At 44.8% G+C, this 22614-nt stretch carries 29 protein-coding genes, 1 tRNA gene and 5 pseudogenes; 22 read left to right on the top strand and 13 right to left on the bottom strand.

Going from position 1 to position 22614, the window contains the following annotated elements; translation table 11 throughout:
• Positions 1 to 13: 13 nt before the first annotated feature.
• The 3 genes and pseudogenes from JCM16159_RS08565 (at position 14) to JCM16159_RS16425 (ending at position 3572) form a co-directional block, all read left to right on the top strand.
• Entirely contained in the window at positions 14 to 1048 is a 1035-nt protein-coding gene (locus JCM16159_RS08565) for a diphthamide synthesis protein (protein ID WP_054857617.1), read from the top strand.
• A 62-nt stretch (positions 1049 to 1110) separates the two neighbouring features.
• Positions 1111 to 2792 (top strand): annotated as a pseudogene (thsB, locus tag JCM16159_RS08560) (thermosome subunit beta).
• Between the two features lie 633 nt (positions 2793 to 3425).
• Positions 3426 to 3572: a hypothetical protein gene (locus JCM16159_RS16425; RefSeq protein WP_243666437.1), complete on the top strand. Its 147-nt coding sequence runs from the start codon at positions 3426 to 3428 to the stop codon at positions 3570 to 3572.
• A 25-nt stretch (positions 3573 to 3597) separates the two neighbouring features.
• On the opposite strand, the gene JCM16159_RS16420 is transcribed toward JCM16159_RS16425, so the two are convergent.
• The 5 genes from JCM16159_RS16420 to JCM16159_RS08540 form a co-directional block, all read right to left on the bottom strand.
• Positions 3598 to 3867, bottom strand: a complete 270-nt coding sequence (locus JCM16159_RS16420; protein ID WP_243666436.1) for a CpaF/VirB11 family protein — start codon at positions 3865 to 3867, stop codon at positions 3598 to 3600.
• A complete protein-coding gene (locus JCM16159_RS08555; protein ID WP_243666435.1) occupies positions 3864 to 4970 on the bottom strand; it encodes an ATPase, T2SS/T4P/T4SS family in 1107 nt (368 codons plus the stop codon). Before JCM16159_RS08555 ends, JCM16159_RS16420 begins: the two co-directional genes overlap by 4 nt.
• 175 nt (positions 4971 to 5145) lie before the next feature.
• Positions 5146 to 5421, bottom strand: a complete 276-nt coding sequence (locus JCM16159_RS08550) for a cyclin family protein (protein ID WP_054857549.1) — start codon at positions 5419 to 5421, stop codon at positions 5146 to 5148.
• Positions 5422 to 5471: 50 nt separating this feature from the next.
• Positions 5472 to 5972, bottom strand: coding sequence for a TFIIB-type zinc ribbon-containing protein (locus JCM16159_RS08545; protein WP_243666434.1), 501 nt, complete (start codon positions 5970 to 5972; stop codon positions 5472 to 5474).
• Between the two features lie 108 nt (positions 5973 to 6080).
• Positions 6081 to 6404 carry a hypothetical protein gene (locus JCM16159_RS08540; protein ID WP_243666433.1) on the bottom strand — a complete coding sequence of 108 codons (324 nt, stop codon included), beginning with the start codon at positions 6402 to 6404 and terminating at the stop codon, positions 6081 to 6083.
• Between the two features lie 86 nt (positions 6405 to 6490).
• Between JCM16159_RS08540 and JCM16159_RS08535 the strand changes: the two genes are divergently transcribed.
• From JCM16159_RS08535 to JCM16159_RS08530, 3 genes are all read left to right on the top strand, one after another.
• A complete protein-coding gene (locus JCM16159_RS08535) occupies positions 6491 to 6913 on the top strand; it encodes an Lsm family RNA-binding protein (RefSeq protein WP_054857546.1) in 423 nt (140 codons plus the stop codon).
• Positions 6914 to 6998: 85 nt separating this feature from the next.
• Positions 6999 to 7364 (top strand): tRNA-guanine transglycosylase, encoded by a 366-nt coding sequence (locus JCM16159_RS19150; protein WP_367834429.1) that lies wholly within the window; start codon positions 6999 to 7001, stop codon positions 7362 to 7364.
• Positions 7342 to 8337 (top strand): tRNA-guanine transglycosylase, encoded by a 996-nt coding sequence (locus JCM16159_RS08530; RefSeq protein WP_367834410.1) that lies wholly within the window; start codon positions 7342 to 7344, stop codon positions 8335 to 8337. The genes JCM16159_RS19150 and JCM16159_RS08530 overlap by 23 nt, the downstream gene beginning before the upstream one ends.
• Before the next feature lie 281 nt (positions 8338 to 8618).
• On the opposite strand, the gene JCM16159_RS08525 is transcribed toward JCM16159_RS08530, so the two are convergent.
• Entirely contained in the window at positions 8619 to 9347 is a 729-nt protein-coding gene (locus JCM16159_RS08525; RefSeq protein ID WP_243666432.1) for a proteasome assembly chaperone family protein, read from the bottom strand.
• Positions 9348 to 9438: 91 nt separating this feature from the next.
• On the opposite strand from JCM16159_RS08525, the pseudogene JCM16159_RS08520 reads away from it, so the two are divergent.
• The 5 genes and pseudogenes from JCM16159_RS08520 to dcd all read left to right on the top strand — a co-directional run.
• A pseudogene (locus JCM16159_RS08520) lies at positions 9439 to 9627 on the top strand (30S ribosomal protein S17e); the annotation flags it as partial.
• Between the two features lie 254 nt (positions 9628 to 9881).
• A complete protein-coding gene (gene hsp20 / locus JCM16159_RS08515) occupies positions 9882 to 10247 on the top strand; it encodes an archaeal heat shock protein Hsp20 (protein ID WP_367834428.1) in 366 nt (121 codons plus the stop codon).
• A 986-nt stretch (positions 10248 to 11233) separates the two neighbouring features.
• Positions 11234 to 12401, top strand: a pseudogene (metG, locus tag JCM16159_RS08510) (methionine--tRNA ligase); the annotation flags it as partial.
• 54 nt (positions 12402 to 12455) lie between these two features.
• The gene (locus JCM16159_RS19145) at positions 12456 to 12986 is read left to right on the top strand and encodes a hypothetical protein (RefSeq protein WP_367834427.1); all 531 of its coding nucleotides are present in this window, start codon (positions 12456 to 12458) and stop codon (positions 12984 to 12986) included.
• Between the two features lie 69 nt (positions 12987 to 13055).
• The gene (gene dcd / locus JCM16159_RS08505) at positions 13056 to 13595 is read left to right on the top strand and encodes a dCTP deaminase (RefSeq protein ID WP_054857544.1); all 540 of its coding nucleotides are present in this window, start codon (positions 13056 to 13058) and stop codon (positions 13593 to 13595) included.
• Between the two features lie 78 nt (positions 13596 to 13673).
• Here dcd and JCM16159_RS16415 read toward each other — a convergent pair whose 3' ends face one another.
• From JCM16159_RS16415 to JCM16159_RS08485, 6 genes and pseudogenes are all read right to left on the bottom strand, one after another.
• A complete protein-coding gene (locus JCM16159_RS16415; RefSeq protein ID WP_243666431.1) occupies positions 13674 to 13952 on the bottom strand; it encodes a hypothetical protein in 279 nt (92 codons plus the stop codon).
• Positions 13934 to 14776, bottom strand: coding sequence for a hypothetical protein (locus tag JCM16159_RS08500; RefSeq protein WP_243666430.1), 843 nt, complete (start codon positions 14774 to 14776; stop codon positions 13934 to 13936). The genes JCM16159_RS16415 and JCM16159_RS08500 overlap by 19 nt, the downstream gene beginning before the upstream one ends.
• 4 nt (positions 14777 to 14780) lie before the next feature.
• Complete coding sequence (locus JCM16159_RS19140; protein WP_367834426.1) at positions 14781 to 15356, bottom strand: threonine/serine dehydratase; 576 nt, start codon at positions 15354 to 15356, stop codon at positions 14781 to 14783.
• A 16-nt stretch (positions 15357 to 15372) separates the two neighbouring features.
• Positions 15373 to 15738, bottom strand: a complete 366-nt coding sequence (locus JCM16159_RS19135; protein WP_367834409.1) for a pyridoxal-phosphate dependent enzyme — start codon at positions 15736 to 15738, stop codon at positions 15373 to 15375.
• Positions 15739 to 16000: 262 nt separating this feature from the next.
• Positions 16001 to 16077: transfer RNA gene (locus tag JCM16159_RS08490), tRNA-Ala, on the bottom strand.
• 102 nt (positions 16078 to 16179) lie between these two features.
• Positions 16180 to 16715, bottom strand: a pseudogene (locus JCM16159_RS08485) (peroxiredoxin).
• A 133-nt stretch (positions 16716 to 16848) separates the two neighbouring features.
• Here JCM16159_RS08485 and JCM16159_RS16410 point away from each other — a divergent pair.
• The 11 genes and pseudogenes from JCM16159_RS16410 (at position 16849) to JCM16159_RS16390 (ending at position 22438) form a co-directional block, all read left to right on the top strand.
• A complete protein-coding gene (locus JCM16159_RS16410; RefSeq protein WP_243666429.1) occupies positions 16849 to 17145 on the top strand; it encodes a twin-arginine translocation signal domain-containing protein in 297 nt (98 codons plus the stop codon).
• 87 nt (positions 17146 to 17232) lie between these two features.
• Positions 17233 to 17751 carry a molybdopterin-dependent oxidoreductase gene (locus tag JCM16159_RS16405; protein ID WP_367834425.1) on the top strand — a complete coding sequence of 173 codons (519 nt, stop codon included), beginning with the start codon at positions 17233 to 17235 and terminating at the stop codon, positions 17749 to 17751.
• A gap of 2 nt (positions 17752 to 17753) precedes the next feature.
• Entirely contained in the window at positions 17754 to 18146 is a 393-nt protein-coding gene (locus JCM16159_RS08475) for a hypothetical protein (RefSeq protein ID WP_243666427.1), read from the top strand.
• A 191-nt stretch (positions 18147 to 18337) separates the two neighbouring features.
• A complete protein-coding gene (locus JCM16159_RS08470) occupies positions 18338 to 18637 on the top strand; it encodes a hypothetical protein (protein ID WP_243666426.1) in 300 nt (99 codons plus the stop codon).
• Between the two features lie 81 nt (positions 18638 to 18718).
• Positions 18719 to 19087, top strand: a complete 369-nt coding sequence (locus JCM16159_RS08465) for a hypothetical protein (RefSeq protein ID WP_054857542.1) — start codon at positions 18719 to 18721, stop codon at positions 19085 to 19087.
• Positions 19088 to 19157: 70 nt separating this feature from the next.
• Positions 19158 to 19433 carry a hypothetical protein gene (locus JCM16159_RS19130; RefSeq protein WP_367834408.1) on the top strand — a complete coding sequence of 92 codons (276 nt, stop codon included), beginning with the start codon at positions 19158 to 19160 and terminating at the stop codon, positions 19431 to 19433.
• Positions 19430 to 19675, top strand: coding sequence for a hypothetical protein (locus tag JCM16159_RS19125; protein ID WP_367834407.1), 246 nt, complete (start codon positions 19430 to 19432; stop codon positions 19673 to 19675). The genes JCM16159_RS19130 and JCM16159_RS19125 overlap by 4 nt, the downstream gene beginning before the upstream one ends.
• Entirely contained in the window at positions 19618 to 20985 is a 1368-nt protein-coding gene (locus JCM16159_RS08460; protein WP_367834406.1) for a phosphoadenosine phosphosulfate reductase family protein, read from the top strand. Before JCM16159_RS19125 ends, JCM16159_RS08460 begins: the two co-directional genes overlap by 58 nt.
• A 40-nt stretch (positions 20986 to 21025) precedes the next feature.
• Complete coding sequence (locus JCM16159_RS08455) at positions 21026 to 21238, top strand: hypothetical protein (RefSeq protein ID WP_054857541.1); 213 nt, start codon at positions 21026 to 21028, stop codon at positions 21236 to 21238.
• Positions 21239 to 21261: 23 nt separating this feature from the next.
• Positions 21262 to 21998 (top strand): annotated as a pseudogene (locus tag JCM16159_RS16400) (aminotransferase class V-fold PLP-dependent enzyme).
• The gene (locus JCM16159_RS16390; protein WP_243666424.1) at positions 21962 to 22438 is read left to right on the top strand and encodes a hypothetical protein; all 477 of its coding nucleotides are present in this window, start codon (positions 21962 to 21964) and stop codon (positions 22436 to 22438) included. Before JCM16159_RS16400 ends, JCM16159_RS16390 begins: the two are co-directional and overlap by 37 nt.
• On the opposite strand, the gene JCM16159_RS19120 is transcribed toward JCM16159_RS16390, so the two are convergent.
• Complete coding sequence (locus JCM16159_RS19120; protein ID WP_367834405.1) at positions 22428 to 22610, bottom strand: 7-cyano-7-deazaguanine synthase; 183 nt, start codon at positions 22608 to 22610, stop codon at positions 22428 to 22430. The genes JCM16159_RS16390 and JCM16159_RS19120 overlap by 11 nt on opposite strands.
• Between the last annotated feature and the right edge of the window lie 4 nt (positions 22611 to 22614).

Here is a 22614-nt window from a genome sequence, read left to right as displayed (position 1 = left end):
GATTTTCATGCCCGTGAATTATAACAATGACTTAACTGAGGTACTAGACGAGTACTTATTGCCGCTTAAAGGAATTGAAGAAGTACTGAGCAGAGTGGGTAAAGACGCTAAAGTCCTGGTTGAGACCCCCCTCGGATTTAAAAACGTTGGATTAGAGGCTGTGCGATATTTAAGTAATAAGGGATATAGGGCACACTTAAGTGGGCAGAATGTTTGGGGTGCTTGTGATTTCTCGGTGTTGAGTGATTATCAATACATAATTCATCTAGGGCATGCTTTGCCATCTAATATATTCCGAATAATAAGCAAGAACCTCAGAGTAAGGAGGGGTGGGTCTGGCGATATTATTACTATTGAAATCGAAGGAGGCCCCATCGTATTGTTTTCAGCTATCTATTATAAACCTAGGCCTGAGTTATTAAATAGGGTTAGGGAAATTGTGGATGATTTCGTTAAGCCAGGCACCGACGTTCTCGTAACCTATGCGTTACCATATAAGTTATACGCATATAAAATTGCTGAGACTCTTGGCTTGTCAGTAGCGCCAAGCCCCATAACTGGTTGTTTTATTCCCTTTCCAATACGAGGAACAGTACTGTTTGTGGGCTCTGGTTACTTTTACCCATTGACATTTAAGTTATTAAAGCCGCAAGCAACTGTTTACCTGCTTGATGTGTTTAGAGGGTCTGTTGAAAATGTTGACCAGGTATACCGTAGGTACTTGGCCCTTAAGGTTAAGGCGCTTCAGGGATTTAGTAATGCGAGGCTCGTGGGCATCGTCGTTTCGAGGAAGCCTGGCCAATATAGACCTGAGCTGGTTGAATTGCTAATCAATAGGTTGAGGGGTTTGGGTAAGGAATTCGTGGTTATTGATCTGAACGAGGTCTCGCCTGACTACATTAATAACCTGCCTGTGGACGTGGTGGTAAATACTGCATGTCCAAGGATTGGTATTGATGATTTAGATAGATTTGCAAAACCTGTTATTAATGCTGGTGATGCCCTTAAGGTGAATACTCTTGATTTAAGTAATTTATTGGTGTGGTAATACGTGGACTTATTCCTCATAGGAAAGAAAGGTTTTTATAGAAGTGCTTTACGGAGACGCCGATGAGCAGCGGTACACAGGCATATCTAGCACAGATCGGCGGTGTGCCAGTACTGGTATTGAAGGAAGGTACCCAGAGGGCCTTTGGTAAGGAGGCAATGAGGATAAACATAATGGTTGCCAAGGCGGTTGCTGAGGTTATGAAGTCAACGCTTGGCCCTAAGGGTATGGATAAGATGCTCATTGATAGCCTTGGTGACATAACAATCACGAATGATGGAGCAACGATACTAGATGAGATGGACGTGCAACATCCAATTGGCAAGCTACTTGTTGAGATCTCTAAGACGCAGGATGATGAGGTCGGTGATGGAACAACAACCGCAGTAATACTGGCCGGTGCATTGCTTGAGGAAGCCGAGAAGCTACTTGATAAGAACATACACCCAACAGTCGTTGTTTCGGGATTCAAGAAGGCGCTTGATGTTGCCACGGAGCACCTAAGGAAGATCGCAATCCCGGTAAAGAGGGATGATGTTACAACGCTTAAGAAGGTTGCGTCTACGGCAATGCACGGCAAGATAAGTGAGACCGTCAAGGACTACTTCGCAGAGCTTGCGGTTAAGGCAATGCTACAGGTTGCTGAGGAAAGAAACGGGAAGTGGGTAGCCGACCTGGATAATGTACAGATTGTTAAGAAGCACGGTGGTGCCCTTGAGGACACTCAATTAGTTTATGGCATAGTCGTTGACAAGGAGGTTGTCCACGCAGCAATGCCCAAGAGGATTGTTAATGCTAAGATTGCCCTACTCGATGCACCACTCGAGGTTGAGAAGCCAGAGATTGACGCCGAAATTAGGATCAACGATCCCAACCAGATAAGGGCGTTCCTCGAGGAGGAGGAGAACATACTAAAGTCCTACGTCGACAAGTTCAAGGCTCTTGGAGTGAATGCGGTCTTCACAACAAAGGGTATTGACGACATGGCCCAGTACTACCTGGCTAAGGCAGGTATCCTAGCCGTTAGGAGGGTTAAGAGAAGCGACATTGAGAAGCTCGTTAGGGCAACTGGCGGTAGGCTAGTGACTAATATTGAGGACATGACGGAGGCTGACCTCGGCTTCGCAGGCCTTATTGAAGAGAGAAGAATTGGAGATGAGAAGATGGTGTTTGTCGAGCAATGCAAGAACCCGAAGGCAGTAAGTATATTAATTAGGGGTGGCTTCGAGAGACTTGTTGATGAGGCCGAGAGGAACCTAACAGATGCACTTAGCGTTGTCTCTGATGTAATCGAGGAGCCCTACGTATTACCTGGTGGCGGCGCACCCGAAATGGAGGTCGCCAAGGTAGTTAGACAGTTCGCGGCTAAGGTTGGCGGTAGGGAACAGTATGCTGTAGAGGCCTTTGCAAATGCTGTGGAGGTGATACCAAAGACACTCGCTGAGAATGCGGCCTTGACGCTGTCGATGTATTGACGGAGCTAAGGCACATACATGAGAGTAAGGAGGATGGTTGGAAGTACGGTATCAACGCCTTCACGGGCAAGGTAGCTGACATGTGGGCTATTGACGTAATAGAACCACTAACCGTTAAGTTGCAGGCTTTAAAGGCTGCCGTTGAGGCTGCAACGATGGTGTTGAGGATTGATGAGATAATCGCCGCCAGCAAGATTGAGAGTGAGAAGAAGGAGGAGAAGAAGGAAGGCGAGGAGGGCAAGGGCGAGGGTTCAAGCTCATTTGACTAATATTAAAAGCCCTATACTTAGTAAAATACTTAAAATAATAATCATAAAAAAACATATACCTATTAATACCAATACCAAATTCTTTCTTAATTACCCTCAGAAGGACATAGAGGGATATTGCAATTAACACCTGGATTGAAATAACAAATAGGATATTCCAACTAATTCCAAGAAATTGTAGGGACTTGGCTACCGCAGGTATCGCGAACAAAAGAACATAGTAACTAAGCGCTATTGTCCTTAATCCCCTATTTAATGCGCTAATTGTTATTTTATCACTTGAATACTTGAGGGCAATTATATACCTAGCAAGGCCTAGTTCATTAATTGAAAGGCTGCCCTGTAACTCCCTGGATAATATGGAAGTAAGTACATCATCATGAACCTCATATAAAGCCCTTAGTAGGTAAATCCACTTACGCGAATCATTAATACCGAGGACATTCATCATCATCGATCCACCGCCACTTAATAGCTCTCCTACGAAATTATCCCGGGCATTCATGGAATTCAATAATTCATCATTAAGCCTACTCCTAAACCTAAGAAATATTCTCCTAATGACAAGTGTTGTTGATGTTACGAATAGAGGTATGATTAATGAGAGGTAGGGATTCACGAGCGTAGAAAAAAATGAACAGGGCTATGGGGCCTATCGATATTATGCCAACAATTATTGTTAAGGACTTATCAAGTGAATCAATTATTTCCTGGGCCCTAGCCCTGGCATTACTCAGTAGATACTCATTTAGGCTCATTTTCACCACCAACATCGTTTAATAATCTATTTAATTGAATGGAATACTCAATATAGCCGTTGTTGACGCGGTTTAACCTCATTAATGCATTGATTATTGCATCTATTTTTTTGCTGCTCAGGATTGAAAAACTGAGGGTAGATAATGGACTTAACCCGGCGCATTGAACCATCCCTCTCCATTATTACTAATACGAATCTATCCAGGTCTATTAACTCATTCAATGAAAATGTCCTTAACCTGCTCATTAATGAGCCGACGTTATCCGCATGCGTGGTACCTAATACCTGGAGACCTGCATTAACGCCGTGGATCAAGCTTCGAAGTGATCCCTCTCCCTTAATTCGCCGATTATTAACACGCCATAACCCCTATGTAGCGACTTAAGTACCTCTTCGGTCTTACCAATTATTGACTTAACCTTAACGCTTGGTGTCGGTAGTTCCAGGGATTCATCAGTCTCATCAATGTATATCCTCCTCAGATTCAGGGGTAGCGCCATATCTAGTGCATTTAATAGCGTTGTTTTACCGCTTGATGGCGGACCCATAATAAGCATACTAAAACCATCACGTAGCGCAGCAATCAATCTACTCGCCTCCTTTATACTTATTGAACCTATGTTAATCAAGTCATTAATTGTAAATGGCTTCTTATGAAGCCTAACGTGCACCGACAAACCCTCAACGAGAGGCCATCTATCCACCGAGATCCTGAGTTTCTTGCCACTAATGGCGATAGAGAATTTACCGCTGGGATTATCTACGGAAACCCTAATACCGCTAATATTGGCGATCTTAAGGAACTGCCCTGCAACTAGTTGTGGATTGGCATTCATGACCTTACACATTCCACGTTCACTATGATTGACGTATATGGAGTCCTGAGTTATGAATATATCCTCAACATTCTGATCTAGTATAATTGGTGCTAAATCGCCTAAACCAAGGCTAGCGAGTATTATTAGTGACCTGAGTGCATGGTCATTAATAAACATGGATAGAAATTTATCCCTTGATAATAATAGTGATGATAGGGAATAGTCATGGTTGGGAACAACTCTCTTCGTTAATTCAACTAGGTAATTTAAATAATCATTATTAATCCTATGAAGCTCAAGTAGGCAGTCACCATTATTATTTACGTATTTAAGGGATGATATTGTAAATGTGCCGCCTATTGGTTGGGCATTATCAATTACTAACGAGAAATCATTCATGGTAATGATAGACCCCTCCTTGAATAATTCCACCCTTAAATTAGACCTAGCACCCTCCTTAATGAACAGATTAAGGAGCCTATTAATGAAGCCCTGTCCATCAAACCTACGCGCAATATTTAGTATATCTACTAAATTTGTTAATTTGCAAGCACTTAATGTCTCGAGCGCGTCGATATCGACCATGCCCTCGATCAGCATGGCTGAAAGACTTCTTGCGAAATTACACCTGCTAATTAACGGGCATCTTATACAGTTCAGGATTTGATGAGCGATTATCAACTTAGTTAACAACGGTTTTTTTATTAGCATGTATATTCAGTGGAGATACGTAATTTAACATGATTTCTTCACCAAGAATAAAAAGTATGGACAATCAATTAGTTTGGCATAACTTACGTACATAATCCCTCAGCGTGTATTGACTAACCTGGGTTACTTTAGCCACGTCCTCTATCCTTAATTTGTAATTAAATCTCTTGCCCACGCAGTAAATGATTGCGGCAGCCAGGATTGGCGGACTCCTTGATTGTATTACGGACTTTCGCAACGAGTTGAGAAACCTCTCGGCTTCAGGATAGAGGGTAACCCAGGAATCATTAAATAATTTAACAAGTCCTGACCTGATGAGGGATAATATTCTATCCCTCAAACTATACCTAAGCCCGACAGCGGCCAGAGAGCCCCTTATCGCCTCAAAGGTCAGTTTATGACCCTTAACCTACATGCGCTTATTACCTGCTTAGTGCTTATGGGTAGGTTATGTGACAATATTACGTATAATACCGCCGCAATCGCCGCCTCGTAGTAGGTTGCTGATGAACTATCCTTGCTTATTATTTTTCTAAAAATGAGCTTGGCTTCCTCGATGTACTCATTACCGATTCCAAAGGACCTAGCTATGAAAAGCATACAGTCATAGGCCCTATACATTGAGTAGCTCTCACGCCTTATCCTGAACAATTCATTTATGGCCCTCAACCTTTTATAGACACTCAACTTTGTCTCATTACCTCCTCTTACACTTCTCTCTACGGATTTCCATATTGGAGTTAGATCAATCTCTTCACCGTCTATTAATGGTGATGATTGTGTATACGTATCATAAACGTATACAGAACCAATTACAGTACCGCAATTCATACATATGTATTGTCCATCTCTTTCGACTATTCTTGAACTTCCGCAGTAAGGGCATTGCATGGCATCTGTGATTTCATTCTCATTATTAATAAGTCCAGTGCTTATATGCCAAATAGCTCAGGGTTATTAAACTCCAGTGGAGTGTGAGAGTTTACTGAAACTTTTGGTCTACCTTAACACCTTCAAACCAATGTAGACCTTCTCGCCGACCTTAACATCATTTTTAAAATTATTAACATCCATTAACAAGCCCCCTATCGATATCTTAACATTATTTCCACCCACGTAATACACGACTCCACTCATGTAGACATCCCAATTCGAGGCATAGTTTGGGTCTTTCTCATTACTAATACTAACTTTAACGTTATCTCCCTGCTTAATATCAACATCAACGGCATTCCTTGGGTACTCAAGGGCCAGGGATACGCCAGACTCGCTACTCATTTCAAGCCTTACAATGCCCCTGTAATCCGTACCCTTAACATCCATTACCTTGAAATCACCACTTAACTGCATTGGTCTACGGTAAGGAAAAATACTAAAAAAAAGCTTATCTTATGTAATCCTGATTAATTATGTCATTACTCGCTGACGCAGCCAGGAGGTTTAATGCGGAATTACTGAACATGGTCAATAAGGAGGTTAGGGTAACCACGGACACGGGCACGACTTACCAGGGATTACTCGTGGGTATAGATAGCTCGTTAAACATAATGCTCGTGGACGCAGTCAATAATAAGAATGAGAGGTTCTCTCGAGTACTGATAATGAGCCACGCCATAGTGGACGTAGTCCTTGTTCAGGAATTCGTGGATCTCAGGGAATTCGCCAGGTACATAGACAAGTACTTCCCTGGCATGGTTAAGTATGTTGAGGAAGCAAACATAGTGCAGGTTGGTAATGTCAAGGTGACCACGGCTGGTGTCGAGGGCTCAGGACCATTGGCCAAGCGCGTTAAGGAGTTGTTTGATGAGTTCATGTCTAAGCGAAAAACCTAAATTATTAACTATGTAAAAATCCTGAGGATAGGTATATTTTTAGAATAAATCCTGTTTTGTGGTTATTCCGAATGTCCTTTGAAATATTAGAAAAAGATTTAGCTGGAAGAATTGGCAGACTAAGACTAGGTCAGGTATTATTGAGACTCCAGCATTATTTCCCGTAATAAATCCGGTAAAGCAGATTATATCATTAAGCGACATCTTGGATATAGGCTTTAATCAAGTAATAACTAATGCCTACCTACTTAAGAGACATTATGGCGACCTTGTCAGGGAGGTTGGTGTGCATAAGCTGCTTAATTGGGATAAACCCATCATGACAGACTCAGGCGCATATCAACTGCTCATGTACGGTAAAGTCGAAGTATCCCCAGACGAGATTCTCAAGTATGAGATTGACATAGGCACAGACATTGGCGTGATACTTGACATACCGACAGTGGGGTAGGCCTAAAGAAGCCGTAGTGCTTGAGGTTGAGGAAACCTTGAGAAGGGCCAGGGCAGCCCTCGTGAAGGCTAAGGTATGGGATCCCGAACACAGGATGCTAATTGTGGGTCCAGTGCAGGGCGGTGATAAACTCGACATACTTGGTTACTCGGCCACGAAGATGGGCGAGTTGAACTTCGATATTTACGCCATCGGTAGCCCAACAACGCTCCTTGAGGAGTATGACTTCTCAACGATAGTGAGGATGATAGCCACAGTAAAGGCTAGGTTACCACCAGGCAAGCCTGTGCATCTCTTTGGGGCTGGACATCCATTAATACTACCCTTTGCCGTAGCCATGGGTGTTGACTTCTTCGATTCTGCCAGTTATGTTCTCTATGCTCGTGATGATAGGATAATCCTTAGGGACAGGACTGTGAGACTTAATGAGATTAAGGTTGATAGAATACCCTGCAACTGCCCCGTGTGTAGGAAGTACAGTGTTAAGGAGTTAATGAGTACGAATAAGGCTGAGCGTGAGAGGTTGTTAGCAATTCACAACCTATACGTGCTTTGGGAGGAGATTCAGGAGATTAAGGCTAGGATTAAGGAGGGAACCCTTTGGGAGTACTTAGAGGAAAAAGCTGGCGGTGATGCCAGGGTTAAGTCAGCATTACTGGCCTTAAGGAAGGGGTTAAGGGCTTTGCTTAAGGTAATCCCGGATGAATCAGGGCGTGTGAGGGCACTGCACATAACATCCTTGGAATCACTACATAGGCCCGAAATCATTAGGCATGTTGAGAGACTTCTCAATAATTATGAGCCGCCCCAGGGATGTATAGTCGTGGTATTGCCAGGTGAGCTTCTTGATAGACCATACATAAGAGACCCATTAATATACTGGCTAATAGATCAATTAATAAGTAATGACTTATTAAGTAAAGTTCACATTATAATAAATAATCCATCCTGGGTCCAATACCGTATGAGATAAGTGAGATTTACCCGTTGTCGCAGCATGAGTATCCTGAACCTACTCCGAATTACCTGCGTCTACACGCTCACCATTTGCTGCGTAAATACTTAATTAAATTACGGAGTAAGGGATTTAACGGAATTATGGTAATTACGAAGGATTATCACGAAAAAAATAATCAATGAATTAATGGGTCTGGGCTTTAAAGGCTTAGTAATCCTTAAGGCTAGGTCAAGGCAGGAACTATACTCATTAATACCTTGGATCGTTAAGGAAATAAGTGGTATTCAATGCAGTAATCAGATGTAATGGGGAGGTCCCTCCCTACGTTTCATACTTTCCTGCAACTCCTTAACTTCTTTATCAATAATCTCGGCTAACTCCCTTAATCTACTAACATCAACCTCGACGCCTGTTAATTCCTTTAGGAACTGAATGGCGATGATAGCCGCATTAGGGTCTGCACGGAATGGTTCGGCATACGGCAATATGGAGATTGCAGGTATGCCTAACCTCTCGAATTCATTCATTAACAACGCCAATGGCCCAACCATTGCGTAGTTAAGCTCCATAAGTTTAACCTTACCCAGAGAATATCTACTCCTGTACTCGGTTGTTACAGCGATTCTTAGCTGGTCCAAATCCTCACCTCTTAATCTATTATCAAGCCCACCAAAGAGTATGGCCTCCTTAAAACCATTAATGTACACCCAGCGAGCAATTGTTTTAACGACATCGTGTGCGTATTTGGTCATGAAATCGCCATCCCAGTGAATTATGGAAATAGTAAAACCAGTTTCCGGGCAATAATAAATCTCGCCAGGCGTTGAGAGCATGTTCGCACTAATTATGTAAGCACTCAACGGTGGTTCCCTGGGCATTACTACGAACCCAACCCTACGGCAATTAAGAGCATTGGACAGGTGCTGAACAACTAAGTACCCAACCATGCCTATGCCTGCAAATCCCGTTAGGAAATACATGGGCTTTAGTATTGGCTCCACCATGTTAATCCTTACATTGTTCACGGCATTAGCAAAACCTGAACTGGTTATTAAAAGTGTTAGCATTACGTACATAACGTAAGATTTTAAAGGGGGTTAAGAATACGACTGGACAATGGGGCGTGTAAGGCCAAGGTACATAAAGAGCCTTGCCAGGAGGTTGCTTGAGGTTTACCCAGACAGGTTTAGTGATGATTTTGAGATGAATAAGAAGGTGGTTACTGAGTTGGCAGACATACCTAGTAAGGCTGTCCGTAATAAGGTGGCTGGTGAGATAACGAGGATGATCAAGAGAATGAAGGCCGCGCCGAGGAGAGACCTGAGGTTGAGTTGGAAGAGCAATAAAGGTTTATTAAGGCTATTTTATTCTTTATGTTGTATGTCGTGGTTCGAGGACATAGATAACTGGTTCAAGAGGATTCAGAGGTATTTTGAGGAGCTTGAGCGTGAGATGGAGGAGGAGATGGAGAGAATGATGAGAGGAGTTACGCCAGAAGAAGAAGAGGGAAAGCGTGGCGGTAAGGTAAGACCTAGGTATTATTATTATGGATTTGAGATATCCATAGGCCTGATGGGAAACCGAGAATTAAGGAGTTCGGCAATGTTAGGCCAAAGGGGGAGAGGCCAGTCATTGAGGAGGATATTGAGCCGTTAACCGATGTTATTGAGGAGGAGGACTCAGTAAAGGTTATAATGGACATGCCAGGTGTTGATAAGGATAAGATAAGTATTAGGGTTTCCGAGGATGGTAAGAAATTAATTATAAGTGCCAGGAACACTGATAGGAAGTATTACAAGGAAGTTGAACTACCAGCTGAGGTTGACCCTAGCCAGTCAAAAGCCACGTATAGGAACGGAGTATTAACCGTAGAGTTGAAGAAAAAGAGTTCAGGAAAGAGAGGATTTGAGATTAAGGTCGAATAATTCTCTATTAAATCATTAAATCCCAAGGAACAATTTAACATGCTTCAAATAAGACAGTTTAAATATTTTAATACTTAATTTATCAAGGCAGTTTAATTTGACATTATTTCTCATCTGCACGTTCAATCTATAGAAATACTTGATTATTATCCTTTCCAGCAGCTAGGTAATTATTACCTTTATCAATTATTGCTTACCTAGTCATACACAATTAAATACATTCACCTCATCCTTTGGTATTGGTTCCATGCGCATTGTTGATGTTTCGTTGGTTAGGCCTACGTATGCGTGTATTATGCCCACCGGCTCCATTTTGCGCCACCATGTTGAGACCGTAGAAGTAGTAATCCCCTTTCGAGACAATTGATGGGCCATTAATGATTCAGGAAACCATGATGCCATAGCCGTAGGGGACTGTTTACTGCCAGTTACGTAATTGGCATTGTATGTGGTGTTTACGTAGGACTCAACGTCATCGCTGGTTTTGTGGTGATGATTATTATGGACTATGCATGCATTAGGAATTCTTGTACGTGCTGTAGTAGACTATGGAGGTTATTGAGACATTAACCGATTTATCAAGCACATGGATGACAAAGCTAAAGCCAGGCAGGTACTTAGGATGGAATGAGCCCTAGTAATACCCAGGGAGGGTGGTACCGTTTATGTAGGTTATCATGACAACATGCATGAGGATGTAATCGTCAAGAATTACTACATGATCGCTTAGGTGCAATGAGGCCCACGTAATAACCCCACCAATAAAAAGCCTTAACCAAAGTCACAACTAATCACCTTACTGGCTTTCTACGTGCCATGTATGGCCATTAATTATTCTCCCTCATGTTTTTAAATTCGGTTAAGGCTCGTTTTAGGAACTAGAACGTAAGAATAGTCGGTAAGATAAGACCTAGCCTAATAGGCCACGGAGGATTCAGTGATAGTAATTTACTTTAAGCTTAAAACTTAAATTTCTAGGTTACGTTGTGCAGTTTGGTAACGATGGTGACCAATCAGGAAATGCCAAAAGGAAGTGGGTTATAGGCTCTGCATGGCCATACATCTATGCGGTACCTCACCTGGGCAATCTGATTGGTTCCGTATTGTCAGCCGACGTCTTTGCCAGATACCTTAGGCTCAGGGGAGATGACGTTGTTTTTGTATCTGGTTCTGATGAGCATGGCACACCTATCGAGGTCGAGGCACTGCAGTTAGGCGTGAAGCCTAGGGAATTGACAGATAGAATGCATGAAATCGTGAAAAAGCTATTCGAATTGTGGGAGATTAGTTTCGATAATTATACGAGGACAGAGTCACCAGTGCATAAGGAATTCGTTAAGGAATTCTTCATGAAGCTCTACAACAATGGATACATAATTACTAGGGAAGACGAAGTACCTACTGCCCAAAGGACAAGATCTACTTACCAGACAGGTTCATAATAGGTACTTGCCCATACTGCGGGTATGATAAGGCTCGCGGTGATCAATGCGAGAATTGCGGTAGGCTCCTTGAGCCAAGGCTATTGATAAACCCGAGGTGCGCAATATGTGGTTCTAAACCAACTTGGGTCAGAACAAAGCATTGGTACCTGGACTTAACGAAGCTTGAGGACAGGGTTAGGAAGTACGTGGAGGAGAATACCGCACTGCCCGAGAACGCTAAGCAAATGAGCCTTGGGATGCTTAAGGAGGGATTAAGCCAAGGGCCATAACAAGGGATAATAAGTGGGGTATTGAGGCCCCATTCCCTGGCGCCGATGATAAGACAATATATGTATGGTTTGAGGCCGTGCTCGGCTACATATCTGCGACGATCGAGTACTTCAGGAACAGGGGTAATGAGGATAGGTGGAAGAAGTTCTGGTTCGACCCAAGTACACGGGCCGTATTCTTTGTGGGTAAGGATAACATTCCATTCCACGTAATATTACTACCCGCAATGCTCATAGCCTCTGGGGACCCATACGTAATGCCCTACACCACAGCATCAACCGAGTACCTACTATTCGAGGGTAAGAAATTCTCCAAGAGCCAAAGGATTGGTATTTGGATTGATGAGGCATTGGCGTTAATGCCCGTTGACTACTGGAGATTTGTCCTGGTTTACCAGAGACCTGAGGGGAGGGATACGAGTTTTACGTGGCATCAAGTCCTTGAGATCATAAACTCAATACTAAACGATGTAATTGGTAACTTCATACATAGGGTGCTCACATTCATAAATACGAGGTTTAATGGGGAGGTTCCTAGTGGGGCGCTTAAGGACATTGACGTTAAGTATAAGGATGAGGCCCTAAACCACTTCAGGAGTGCTGAGGAGCATTATGAGAGGATTGAGCTTAGGGATGCGTTGATGGAGATTGTGGAGATTGCGAGGGTCGGTAATAGGTACCTAAACGAGAGACAGCCCTGGGAGTTAATAAAGAGTAATAGGGATGAGGCAGGCGCGGTCATGCTCAATGCCCTGCACATGGTTAAGGCCCTATCAATAGGTCTATGGCCTGTAATGCCCAAGTCAATGGAGGACCTATGGTCAATGGCGGGCTTCAGTAAATTAACCTGGGCGGATGCCTACGAATCGCCGAGGCCAGGTACTAGAGTTAGTAATGTGAGGCCTCTCTTCAGGAAGATTAGTTATGATGAGTTTAAGGCAATGATGAGGAAGTTAGACGAGATTAGAGATGCTAAAGACAGGAATAAGTACCCATGGGAACAGGTATACCTGCCCAGTCAGTGATAATATGTGGGGAATACCTTGGGGTTTTTATGGTAATAAAAATAAAATCGCGGGACTCGTTAGTAATTGATGGCCGTATTAACGAGGGATGAAATACTAAGGCTTGTTAGGGGTGGGGTCCTATCAATCGAGCCCTTCAGCGAGGATGTCGTTAGGGAGAATGGGCTTGACCTCAGGGTCGGCACTGAGTACGCGATATACGCCTTCGACGGGCAGGTAATAGACCCATGCGAGCTAGAGAGCGCAAGGCACTTATTCAGCATTGTGGAGGCTAAGGATGGCAGGATAGTCATACCACCAAGGAGCTTCGCCCTATTAACGACGATGGAGTACGTGAAGTTCCCAAGGGACGTGGTTGGCTTCTGCAACCTACGCTCAACCCTCGCCAGGTACGGCTTAAGCGTACCACCAACAATAATCGACGCGGGCTTTGAGGGTAACGTGACAATAGAGGTAATAAACAATAGTGGTAATTACATGGTCCTTAGGCCCGGCATGAGGTTCCTACACGTGGTCTTAGTGAAAACAATTGGTGAGGCGAAGTACCTGGGCAGGTACCTGGGTCAGAGGGGGGTCACGCCACCAAAGGGTATGAAGGGCGAATGCTGATTCATTGCGTATACTTAACGACTTCCATGCCGAGAACGCCGGCTATGGTCTCCAACTCTTCAACCACATTGCCAGGTATTATGACGTGGTGATTATACGGCGCCAGCTAAGGATGACCAAGGAGTTAATACCCAGGTCAAGTATGGCCTGCGTCCTACACATTTTATCACTCAGTAACCCTGACTCAATAACCCTGGCGTTAAAGATGCCCATCCTCCTAAAATCGCTCGATACCGAGACCCCAGTCACCTCATTAAACAGCAACCTGCCAGTTAAGCCATAGTTAAATCCAGACTCAAAGTGGGTTACAACCCTGGCATCTCCGACCATGTTAAGGGCTATTGTGCAATGAGCCATTGTGACCTTACTGCCTCAATATGGTTAGTATTTGCGATCCAACCACTATAACCAGTTAACTCCCTAGCAATGACCATAGAGAACAAAGCCCTTAGGTCAGCCTCGCATGCTGCTATCAATCCCTCCTCATTAAGCCTAGCCAACGCTAAACATGGTGTGACCCTATGCTTAATTAGGTATGGGAAGCAGTTAATGGCAAGGGCGTCATACTTACCATAAAGACCACGCATGGCAGCGTATATCCTACCAACGTCCCTAAGCCTCTCATCACTAACCTCAAACTTAACCCTACCTTTAATGTAATTGATGAACTCTGCGGTCAATTTCTCATCAGCATTATTAATCATATCCTCAAGGCTCTCCATGGGTATAGCATCAACCTTTGCCTCAAACCTATCCTCAAAGGTCCTGGCCACACTATCCTTAGCCCTAACACCGAGCAGGGCAACCCTAATACTGAGTATGGAGGCTATAGCTCTGGCGATCTTAAGCGCATGGTCGATGTGGCTCAGATCCTCAAGGTGAAGTATCCCTGAGTCAACCCCAACCTCACTAAGTAGGGCTTTTGCATCAAGGGCTGAGGCAAGGCTATTAAGGCCTGGATGGGAAACAAGAAGCAACCTACGTAAGCCATAATCCTCCGCGAACTCCCTAACCAGGCGACTAACACCGCCAGATAGTATCAAGGCAACGACGAACGCATCGCCGATGCTTAATCCCCTCAACTCGTCAGTGTTAGATATGGTTTTATCAATGCCCTTAATTACGGGAATTCTATCCCTATGCAGTGGTGAGACAAAGCCTAAGACAACTATCCTCCTCATATACCTAGTAATTCTCAAGAGCCTTCATAAACAGTTCTGGGTCAATATTGCCGCCAGTCACCATTACCACGACCTTCTTACCCATTAACTGACTCCTTAATTTCATTGCAGCGGCCAGGGCAGCCGCACCCGCAGGTTCGGCGACCTGCCCAGCATTAAGGGCTAATTCCTTAATAGCCCTAAGCATCTCATCATCACTAACGAGAATAACGTCATCAATCCTACCCCTCAATATACTAAAGGGCAGTTCATAAGCCCTAGCCGTGGCCAAGCCCTCGGCGATTGTCCTAGCATAGCCCGTGGAAACTAACCTACCCTCCTTAAGCGATAAGTAAACACTCGGCGCGCCCTCGGCCTGAACGCCTACGACCTTGATTGATGGATTGATGGATTTATATACAACGACGGCGCTCGAAGCCCCTGAGCCACCACCTATTGGGTTTATCACCACATCAACATCGGGTAAGTCCTCAATAACCTCCAGGTGCATCGTACCAACTCCTGGGTAGAGCAGCGGCTCGTTGGTGCTATGCACGAATAATAGGCCTTCCCTATCTGCCATTTTCATCGCGTAGTCCAGGGCCTCGTCAAATACCTTACCATGAAATACTATCTCGGCACCCCAAGTCCTTTAATGCCTCAACCTTAACCCTAGACACGCCCTCGGGCATCACTATCACGACCCTAGCACCGATTAACTTACCAGCATATGCAATGGATTGTGCGTGATTGCCCGTGGACGCAGCAATTAACCCCTTTCTTTGTGCCTCATCCCTCCTAATCATCGCAAAGTACACGCCACCCCTAACCTTAAACGCCCTAGTTGGTTGAAGATTTTCAAGCTTTAGATAAACATCAAAACCAAGTAACCTGGATAATTGACGTGAGTAAACAAGTGGGGTTCTCACCAGGTATTTACTGATTACCTGCCTGGCCCTATAAACGTCAGCCAATGTAAACATCAGTAATTACTCAAGCACTAAAGGCTTAATTTTTTCCTCGGCTATTAATGTTAAGGAGGGGTTTGGGCTATGCATGAATTATTTAACATGTAAGCATGAAACGACGTTATCAAAAGGATGGAAGGCTTAGGATTAAGGGAGGATTATGAGTACGGCTTACGTAATCCATCATTAAGAACCGTTAAGTTAACCAAGGCATGGCGAGCCAAACTGCCTTACCTAAAGCTCACGGGCCTTATAGGAAACATACCTATTAAGAACGTGGTGGACCGGCCGGGATTTGAACCCGGGATCTCCCGCGTGCGAGGCGGGCATCCTTCCAGGCTAGACTACCGGCCCAAGGAAAAAGCCGAGAACCAAGAAATTTAAGCTTTTAGCCTGGATTGGCGTAATAATGACTATTTATTTTTGGTCAGGTTATTAATTCACGCGTACTTCACATTATGGGGAGTACTTCCTGCTTAATTCATCAACTATGCGTATTACCTCCTCGTAGGGTGGTTCAATGCCTGGGTTATCGCTGACCCACTTATAGACTATTACGCCCTTTGGATCGAGTATGAATACTGCCCTCTTAGCAACGCCCTTAAGTCCGAGTATGTTCTCGCGGATGACCCCATACTTCGTAATCATCTCCTTATTGAAGTCGCTCAATAATGTGAAGTTCGGCCTATTCGCTCTTTAAACGCCTTGAGTGTGAATGGTGTGTCCACGCTTATTGCTATGACTTCAGCATTTGCCTTATTTAGTAATGCCATCCTATCCCTAAAGGTGCACAACTCCTTTGTGCATACCGGCGAGAAGGCCGCTGGAAAGGTCAGTATGGCTACGAACCTCTTACCGAGAAATTCGGACAACCTCCTTGGTTTCAACTCCGTATCCAAGAGCTCAAAGTCCGGAGCCCTTTCTCCAACCTCAACCGTGATGGTCGGATAACCATGGTGTCCCCCTCTTAAATAATTAGGGCTATAATTCATAAATTAGTAATAAGCGTTGAGGTTGCTACAAAGTTAAGAATAATTAAGAATAAATTAGGGTATGGAGATTAGTAATAAATTTGTAAGGGATTCTGAATAAGCATTATTTAACGGACCAATTGCGTACTCACCAATGTCAAGTAACGCTAAGGGTAAGAGGTCAAGTAATATGGGCATTAGTAGTAGGAGGAGGTTCCTAACCATGTTACTAACCGCCGGTGCTGCCGCAATGCTCGCAAGTGCGATACCCAATGCGATAACCAATAATGGTCAGGGTGTTGAAAGCGCCGCCAATAATTCCGCAATTTCCTCCATAATTAATGAGTCCAGGGCAAATCAATTAATCACTAATGGATCCACGGTCAACATAACCGTACCAACCGCATCACACATATCGGCCATTAAGACCTTCCCAATAAACAAGACATAACAGACGAACGTCAGCGCAGTTACGGTAAGCAATGCCACAAACAACACGGGTAGCACCGGTAATGTTACCAACGTAAGTTTAACACCACTGGATGACTGGTATATCGTACAGATAGGGCCCACACCCCAGGTAAATATTGGTAGTTACATGCTGGTAATCGATGGGCTCGTGAATAATCCATTAAATCTAACATACTCTGAACTGACGAGTATGCCAACCACGACAATCATAGACACACTACAATGCGTCTCAGTCCCATACTTCCTAAAGGCGGTGGTTAAGTGGACTGGAGTACCCCTTAAGTACGTGTTGAATGCTGCGGGTGTTCAATCAGGTGCGACTAAGGTAATACTCTATGGAGCTGACGGGTATACAAGCGATTTACCGTTGTGGAAGGCGATGGAGGATGACACATTAATCGCGTTTATGGCTGACGGACAACCATTACTGACGACCCACGGTTACCCCGTTAGGTTAGTCGTGCCTAGATGGTGGGGCTATAAATACGTTAAGTGGTTGGTTAAGATCACGGTGACTAACGAGAATTACCTGGGCTATTGGGAGTCGAGGGGCTACCCAGACGTTGCTAGAAAGAACGGTGATTAACAATGCAGTCCCTGCGTATTAGTGATTTACGTATAAACAAGACCATCCTGATATACCCCGGCATCCTAACGATGACCTTAGCGATGTATCTCAAGTCATGGCTCATTGCGGTGCCTGGTATCGTGATGGCGGTTTACCCAGCCCTTGATATTGATATTGCAAACTCGATCTACTTACCGAGTTTTCAAAGGAAGACCGCATGGGTATTACTTGCGCTGTCCATTGCCGAGGCAATTACGGGATTTGGTGCCGGGCCCACGATTTCGTCCATAGTGTACTCCCTAACGTTCGGCGCCTTAACGAGGGGATTATCCCTTCAATTGCACATACTATTAATCGCACCACTATCGCTCTTCTTCATATTGCATATACCAGCGGCATCGGTCTTGCGTTGATAAGGAGGAGGATTACCTGGAGACCGCTTTATACCTATGTCATACCCTCAATGCTCATAGTGCTCTTCCTAATCACCATGTACCTCTATAGCCTGTTAGTGATTATTTAATTAAGCACAGCGTCAACACTACCCCGTACCCCACCTAGGTTAATACATAGGTTTTTAACCCATTGATTTAATGGTATGTTAATGAGTAATGACAAGCAGTCTGTGCAGGCAGGGCAGGCTATTAATCAGGAAATGCTCGTGACTGGGATACTAGCGTCCGTTAAACCATTAATACAGGTGGTGCTGGCGGACCTTGTTAACGACCCAAACCTCAGAAAGATAGTGATATCGTCGATGCTCTCGGTAATTAATGACAGGGAGTTCAGATCGTCACTTAAGGCATTAATAATCGAGATCCTGCGCGATGAGAATGTTAGGCGCGAACTCCGCGACTTCCTGAGGGATGTCGGTAACCCACTGCGTCTTTTACTGCCTCCGTGAAATTAGGATTAATTTGGGATTTTGTTATTTTTACTGGTGTGCCGGGATTCATTTATTTTGGCAATACATTAACAGTGATCAATGAGTTCGCAGGTAGACCCAATACAGATAGCCCGATTACCCGAGAACCAGCGTGAGCAACAAATAAGGTCAATACTACAAATGCTATTCACACTCAAGGAGGACCAGGCATTCCAGGCACTTAGGAGCGTCATCGAGACACTTGCCCGGAGAGCGAGTGACGAGGAATACATAAATTGGTGCAAAACAACCATGAAAATACTTGCTTCATTCCCTGACGACGTTGTTAAGGCAGGACTAGCATTAAGGACTAAGGCAGTCTCTAGCCTAAGTAGGGACCTGCAGAATAGGGACCAGGCAATCGTGGGTAGGGTGTTGCAACTGCTTGATGAGGGGTCACGGCAGAAGTTAATGAGGAACATGAAGTGAGTGCCTCCGGCTTCGTCAAAAGAATTAAATTTACCTTCCTTATCCTTAAACCCGCGGTAAGATGCCCTCAGTGATTTATTGGTGCGATGACTTAAACGTGCCGGTGCTCAGTAAGGACTTGGGAGCCAAGCGATGCTCATCATTGAGTGTTGCCAGGATTACGAAGCCCGGCGATGTTAGACCTGCCTTTCCTGCCGATGTTGAGATTACTAGGAGGGCTGTGATTAATGAGTTCGGGAGTGGGGAGTTGGCTAAGTTGTTAATACCAGATGACGAGGTCATCCTCCTCAATAAAATACCTGGCTACGCAGACCAAGCTGATGAGGTCATCGTGAGGGTAGAGTGATTGGTCATAGGTTTTATGATATAGAGAGGAGAATGTGGAGGTTTAGGCCCTTGTACGAAGGCGTCACCGAGATGATCAATAGGGGCCTTGGTTACTGGGCCGTAATTAAATTAGACAAGCTTCCCGAGAGATACGATGTTCATAGGGAGTCGATCATTAGGGTAATTTACCCAGCGAGAGGTACGTGCACGTCGCGGTATCCACAGAGGACGGTAAATACCACGGCATCGCTAAGTCGATGAGAGGTGGTAGGCTCAGGATAATCAAGAGCTGGTTGGCAAAGGGGCCACTGCCAAGTCCCAAGCCTAGCACGTTGAAGGATTTCATCGAATTGAACAGAGATTACATAGAGCGTAAGGCCGAGAAAGCCGTGGAATTCCTAAGGAGGGTCTTCAGCGAGTATAAGAAGCCAATCGTGGTCTCGTACTCAGGCGGCAAAGACTCCCTAGTAACCCTCGACCTGGTGGCTAGGACCGGGGTTAAATTCTACGTATTATTTAATGATACGGGTCTCGAGCCATCAGAGTCCTATGACAATGTTAGGGAGGTTGCGAAGCTCTATAATGCCGAGTTAATCATAGCCTCAGCAGGGGATAAGTATTGGAAGGCAATTATGGAGTTTGGGCCACCAGCCAGGGACTACCGCTGGTGCTGTAAGGTCATTAAGCTTGGGCCGATAACCGATGAGATGCTGCGTAGGTTTCCAGGGGGCTTTATCAGCATTGTTGGTCAGAGGGCCTTTGAGTCGTTCCAAAGGGCTAGGTTGCCTAGGGTCTCGGTTAGTAAGTGGGTTACTAAGGATATTGTTGTTGCTCCAATACAGGATTGGACGGCGCTCGAGGTTTGGGGCTATATATTAATGAGGAACCTGCCCTATAACAAGGCTTATGAGTATGGATTTGATAGGCTCGGCTGCGTTATATGTCCAGCCAATGAGTTAGCGGAACTTGAGGTTGTGCGTGAGAGGTATCCAGGAATTTACACGAGACTTCATGAGGTGCTCAGGGAGTTCTCGAAGAGTCAGGGACTACCAAGGGAGTTTGCTGATTACGGTCTTTGGCGTTGGAGGAGGGGCTTGCCTGGCGATATTCGTGGTCGGGTTAGGGTGAGTTTCAGGGTTGAGTACCCTGTCAAGTTTAATGGTGATGTTAATTCGTTGATTATCAATGTTGATAAGCCCATTAACCTGGTTACTTTCACGGAGTTCCTGAAGATGCTTGGTTCTGTGGAGGGCGTTAATGGTTCATACGTAGTAAGGGGAAAGTTCGGGGAGGCTGAGGTTAGGGTTGAGCAGGGTAGTAACAGGGTAGTGGTCTCCTCAGGCAATGAGGAATTGAGGGTGCACATAGCGGGTTTTGCTGCCAGGGCGTCAATATGCGGTGAGTGCAACCTGTGCATTAATTGGTGCCCAACAAAGGCGTTGAGGCGTGTTGGTCCAGGTCCATCATTCATAGTTGATGAGAGTAGGTGCATAAATTGCCTGCTCTGCTCGAAGGCATGCCCATCGGCTCAGTACTTGGTTTATCGCCGCCCTGAGATTCACGGCGCCTGAGTTTATTGCCTTATTAATTATTTAGTGAGTGTTTTTATTGATGGATAGGGAGGAGGCCGTTAAGGCGATTTACCACTTAATTGATTGGTTGGTTAACCCAAGTGAGGAGTTTAGTACGGTACTTCAGTACTTGGATGAGTTGTGTATGGAGTTCAGGACCTGCGTTAAGGTTGATGAGCCGACGAGGGTGTCGGTCATGAAGGCGATTATAGAGGTTGTGATGGAGTTGCTTAGTAGGTGCAATAAAAATTAATCCCGGCAATACTCACTTAATCAATGGGTTGGTTAGAGGAGCTTAGGGGTAGGATAGAAATAACACGGAGAAGGACGTACCTCGACAATGCTGGGGCTGGTCCATTAACGAAGGATGCCGCTGAGGCGATTATGAATTTCGTTAATCTATGGCAGGAGGAGGGCGAGCCGTGGGAATTGGCCCTTGACCATATCGTGGAGGCCAAGAGGGTCTTTGCGCAGTTGATTAATGCTCCATCGTGGCAGAGTATTGCTGCCGTGCCGAGCGCCACGTATGGGTTAAATGCGTTATTATCGGCTATGGAGTTTAGGCCCGGTAGTAACGTGGTCATTAGCCCACTCAATTTCCCAACAGGCGTCTTCTCATTCCATGCCCTCAAGTCCCGTGGCCTAATTAAGGAGGTTAGGATCGCGAGGCCTATTAATGGTACGTACCTGGAGGAGTATGAGAAGCTCATTGATGATAACACCGCAGTGGTCTTTGTTGATTATGTTTCCTGGATAACGGGATATAGGGAGAGGATTAGGGAGATTGCGAGATTGCGCATGCAAGAGGTGCCGTTTTAATAAGTGATGCATTTCATGCGGTTGGTGTCCTACCAATTGATGTAACTAGGGATGGTGTTGATGCCCTAATTACAGGTTCATATAAATGGTTGCTCGGCCCTCATGGTGCTGGTTTCATCTATGTTAGTGATGAGTTATTAAATAGCTTAAGCCATCGTTGTCGGGTTGGATGGGGATTGATGATAACCAAGTGAGTAGGAGGTTGAGGGGTGAGAAGTTGTTTGAGAGACCGATAGATATAAGCATGTACATGCCTACCAAGGATGCTGCAAGGCTTGAGTGGGGTACGTGGCCGATAATAGCGTTTGAGGGGACCCTGGCATCCATGAGGTTACTGCTTAGGTATGAGGTGCCTCATAGATTTGAGGAACATACTAATAGGTTAATTAGGCATTTGGCGGATTCATTAGGGGATTTGGGGTTGAAAGTGACGACACCACTCGATGGCCATGCAGCGATACTAACCTTCGAGTACTCAGATCCCTACGGTCTTGCTGAGTTCCTCGGTAGGAATGGTATTGTGGTCTCCCCAAGGCCTGGCACTATCAGAGTGTCACCGCATGGTTATAATACCGTTGATGAGATTGAGAAGTTTATTGAGGCCCTGAGAGTGTATATTAGGGCTAGGGCTTGATCAGTGATTTCTTCCTTAGTAACCACCAATCCCTCCCATTACTTATTGCTTCTTCGAGTGGGTCCTTAATGCCCAGCTCATTAAATGCCCTCTTCCTGGCAAGGCACCCGCTGCATTGGCCGCATGGCGCGTCGTAATTATTGTGGCAGGACCACGTGTATTCAAAGGGCACGCCC

It is taken from the genome of Vulcanisaeta sp. JCM 16159 (assembly GCF_001316265.1).
Classification (GTDB): Archaea; Thermoproteota; Thermoprotei; order Thermoproteales; family Thermocladiaceae; genus Vulcanisaeta.
Note: the sequence above shows the minus strand (reverse complement) of the source record. Positions and strands in the feature narration are given on the sequence as shown.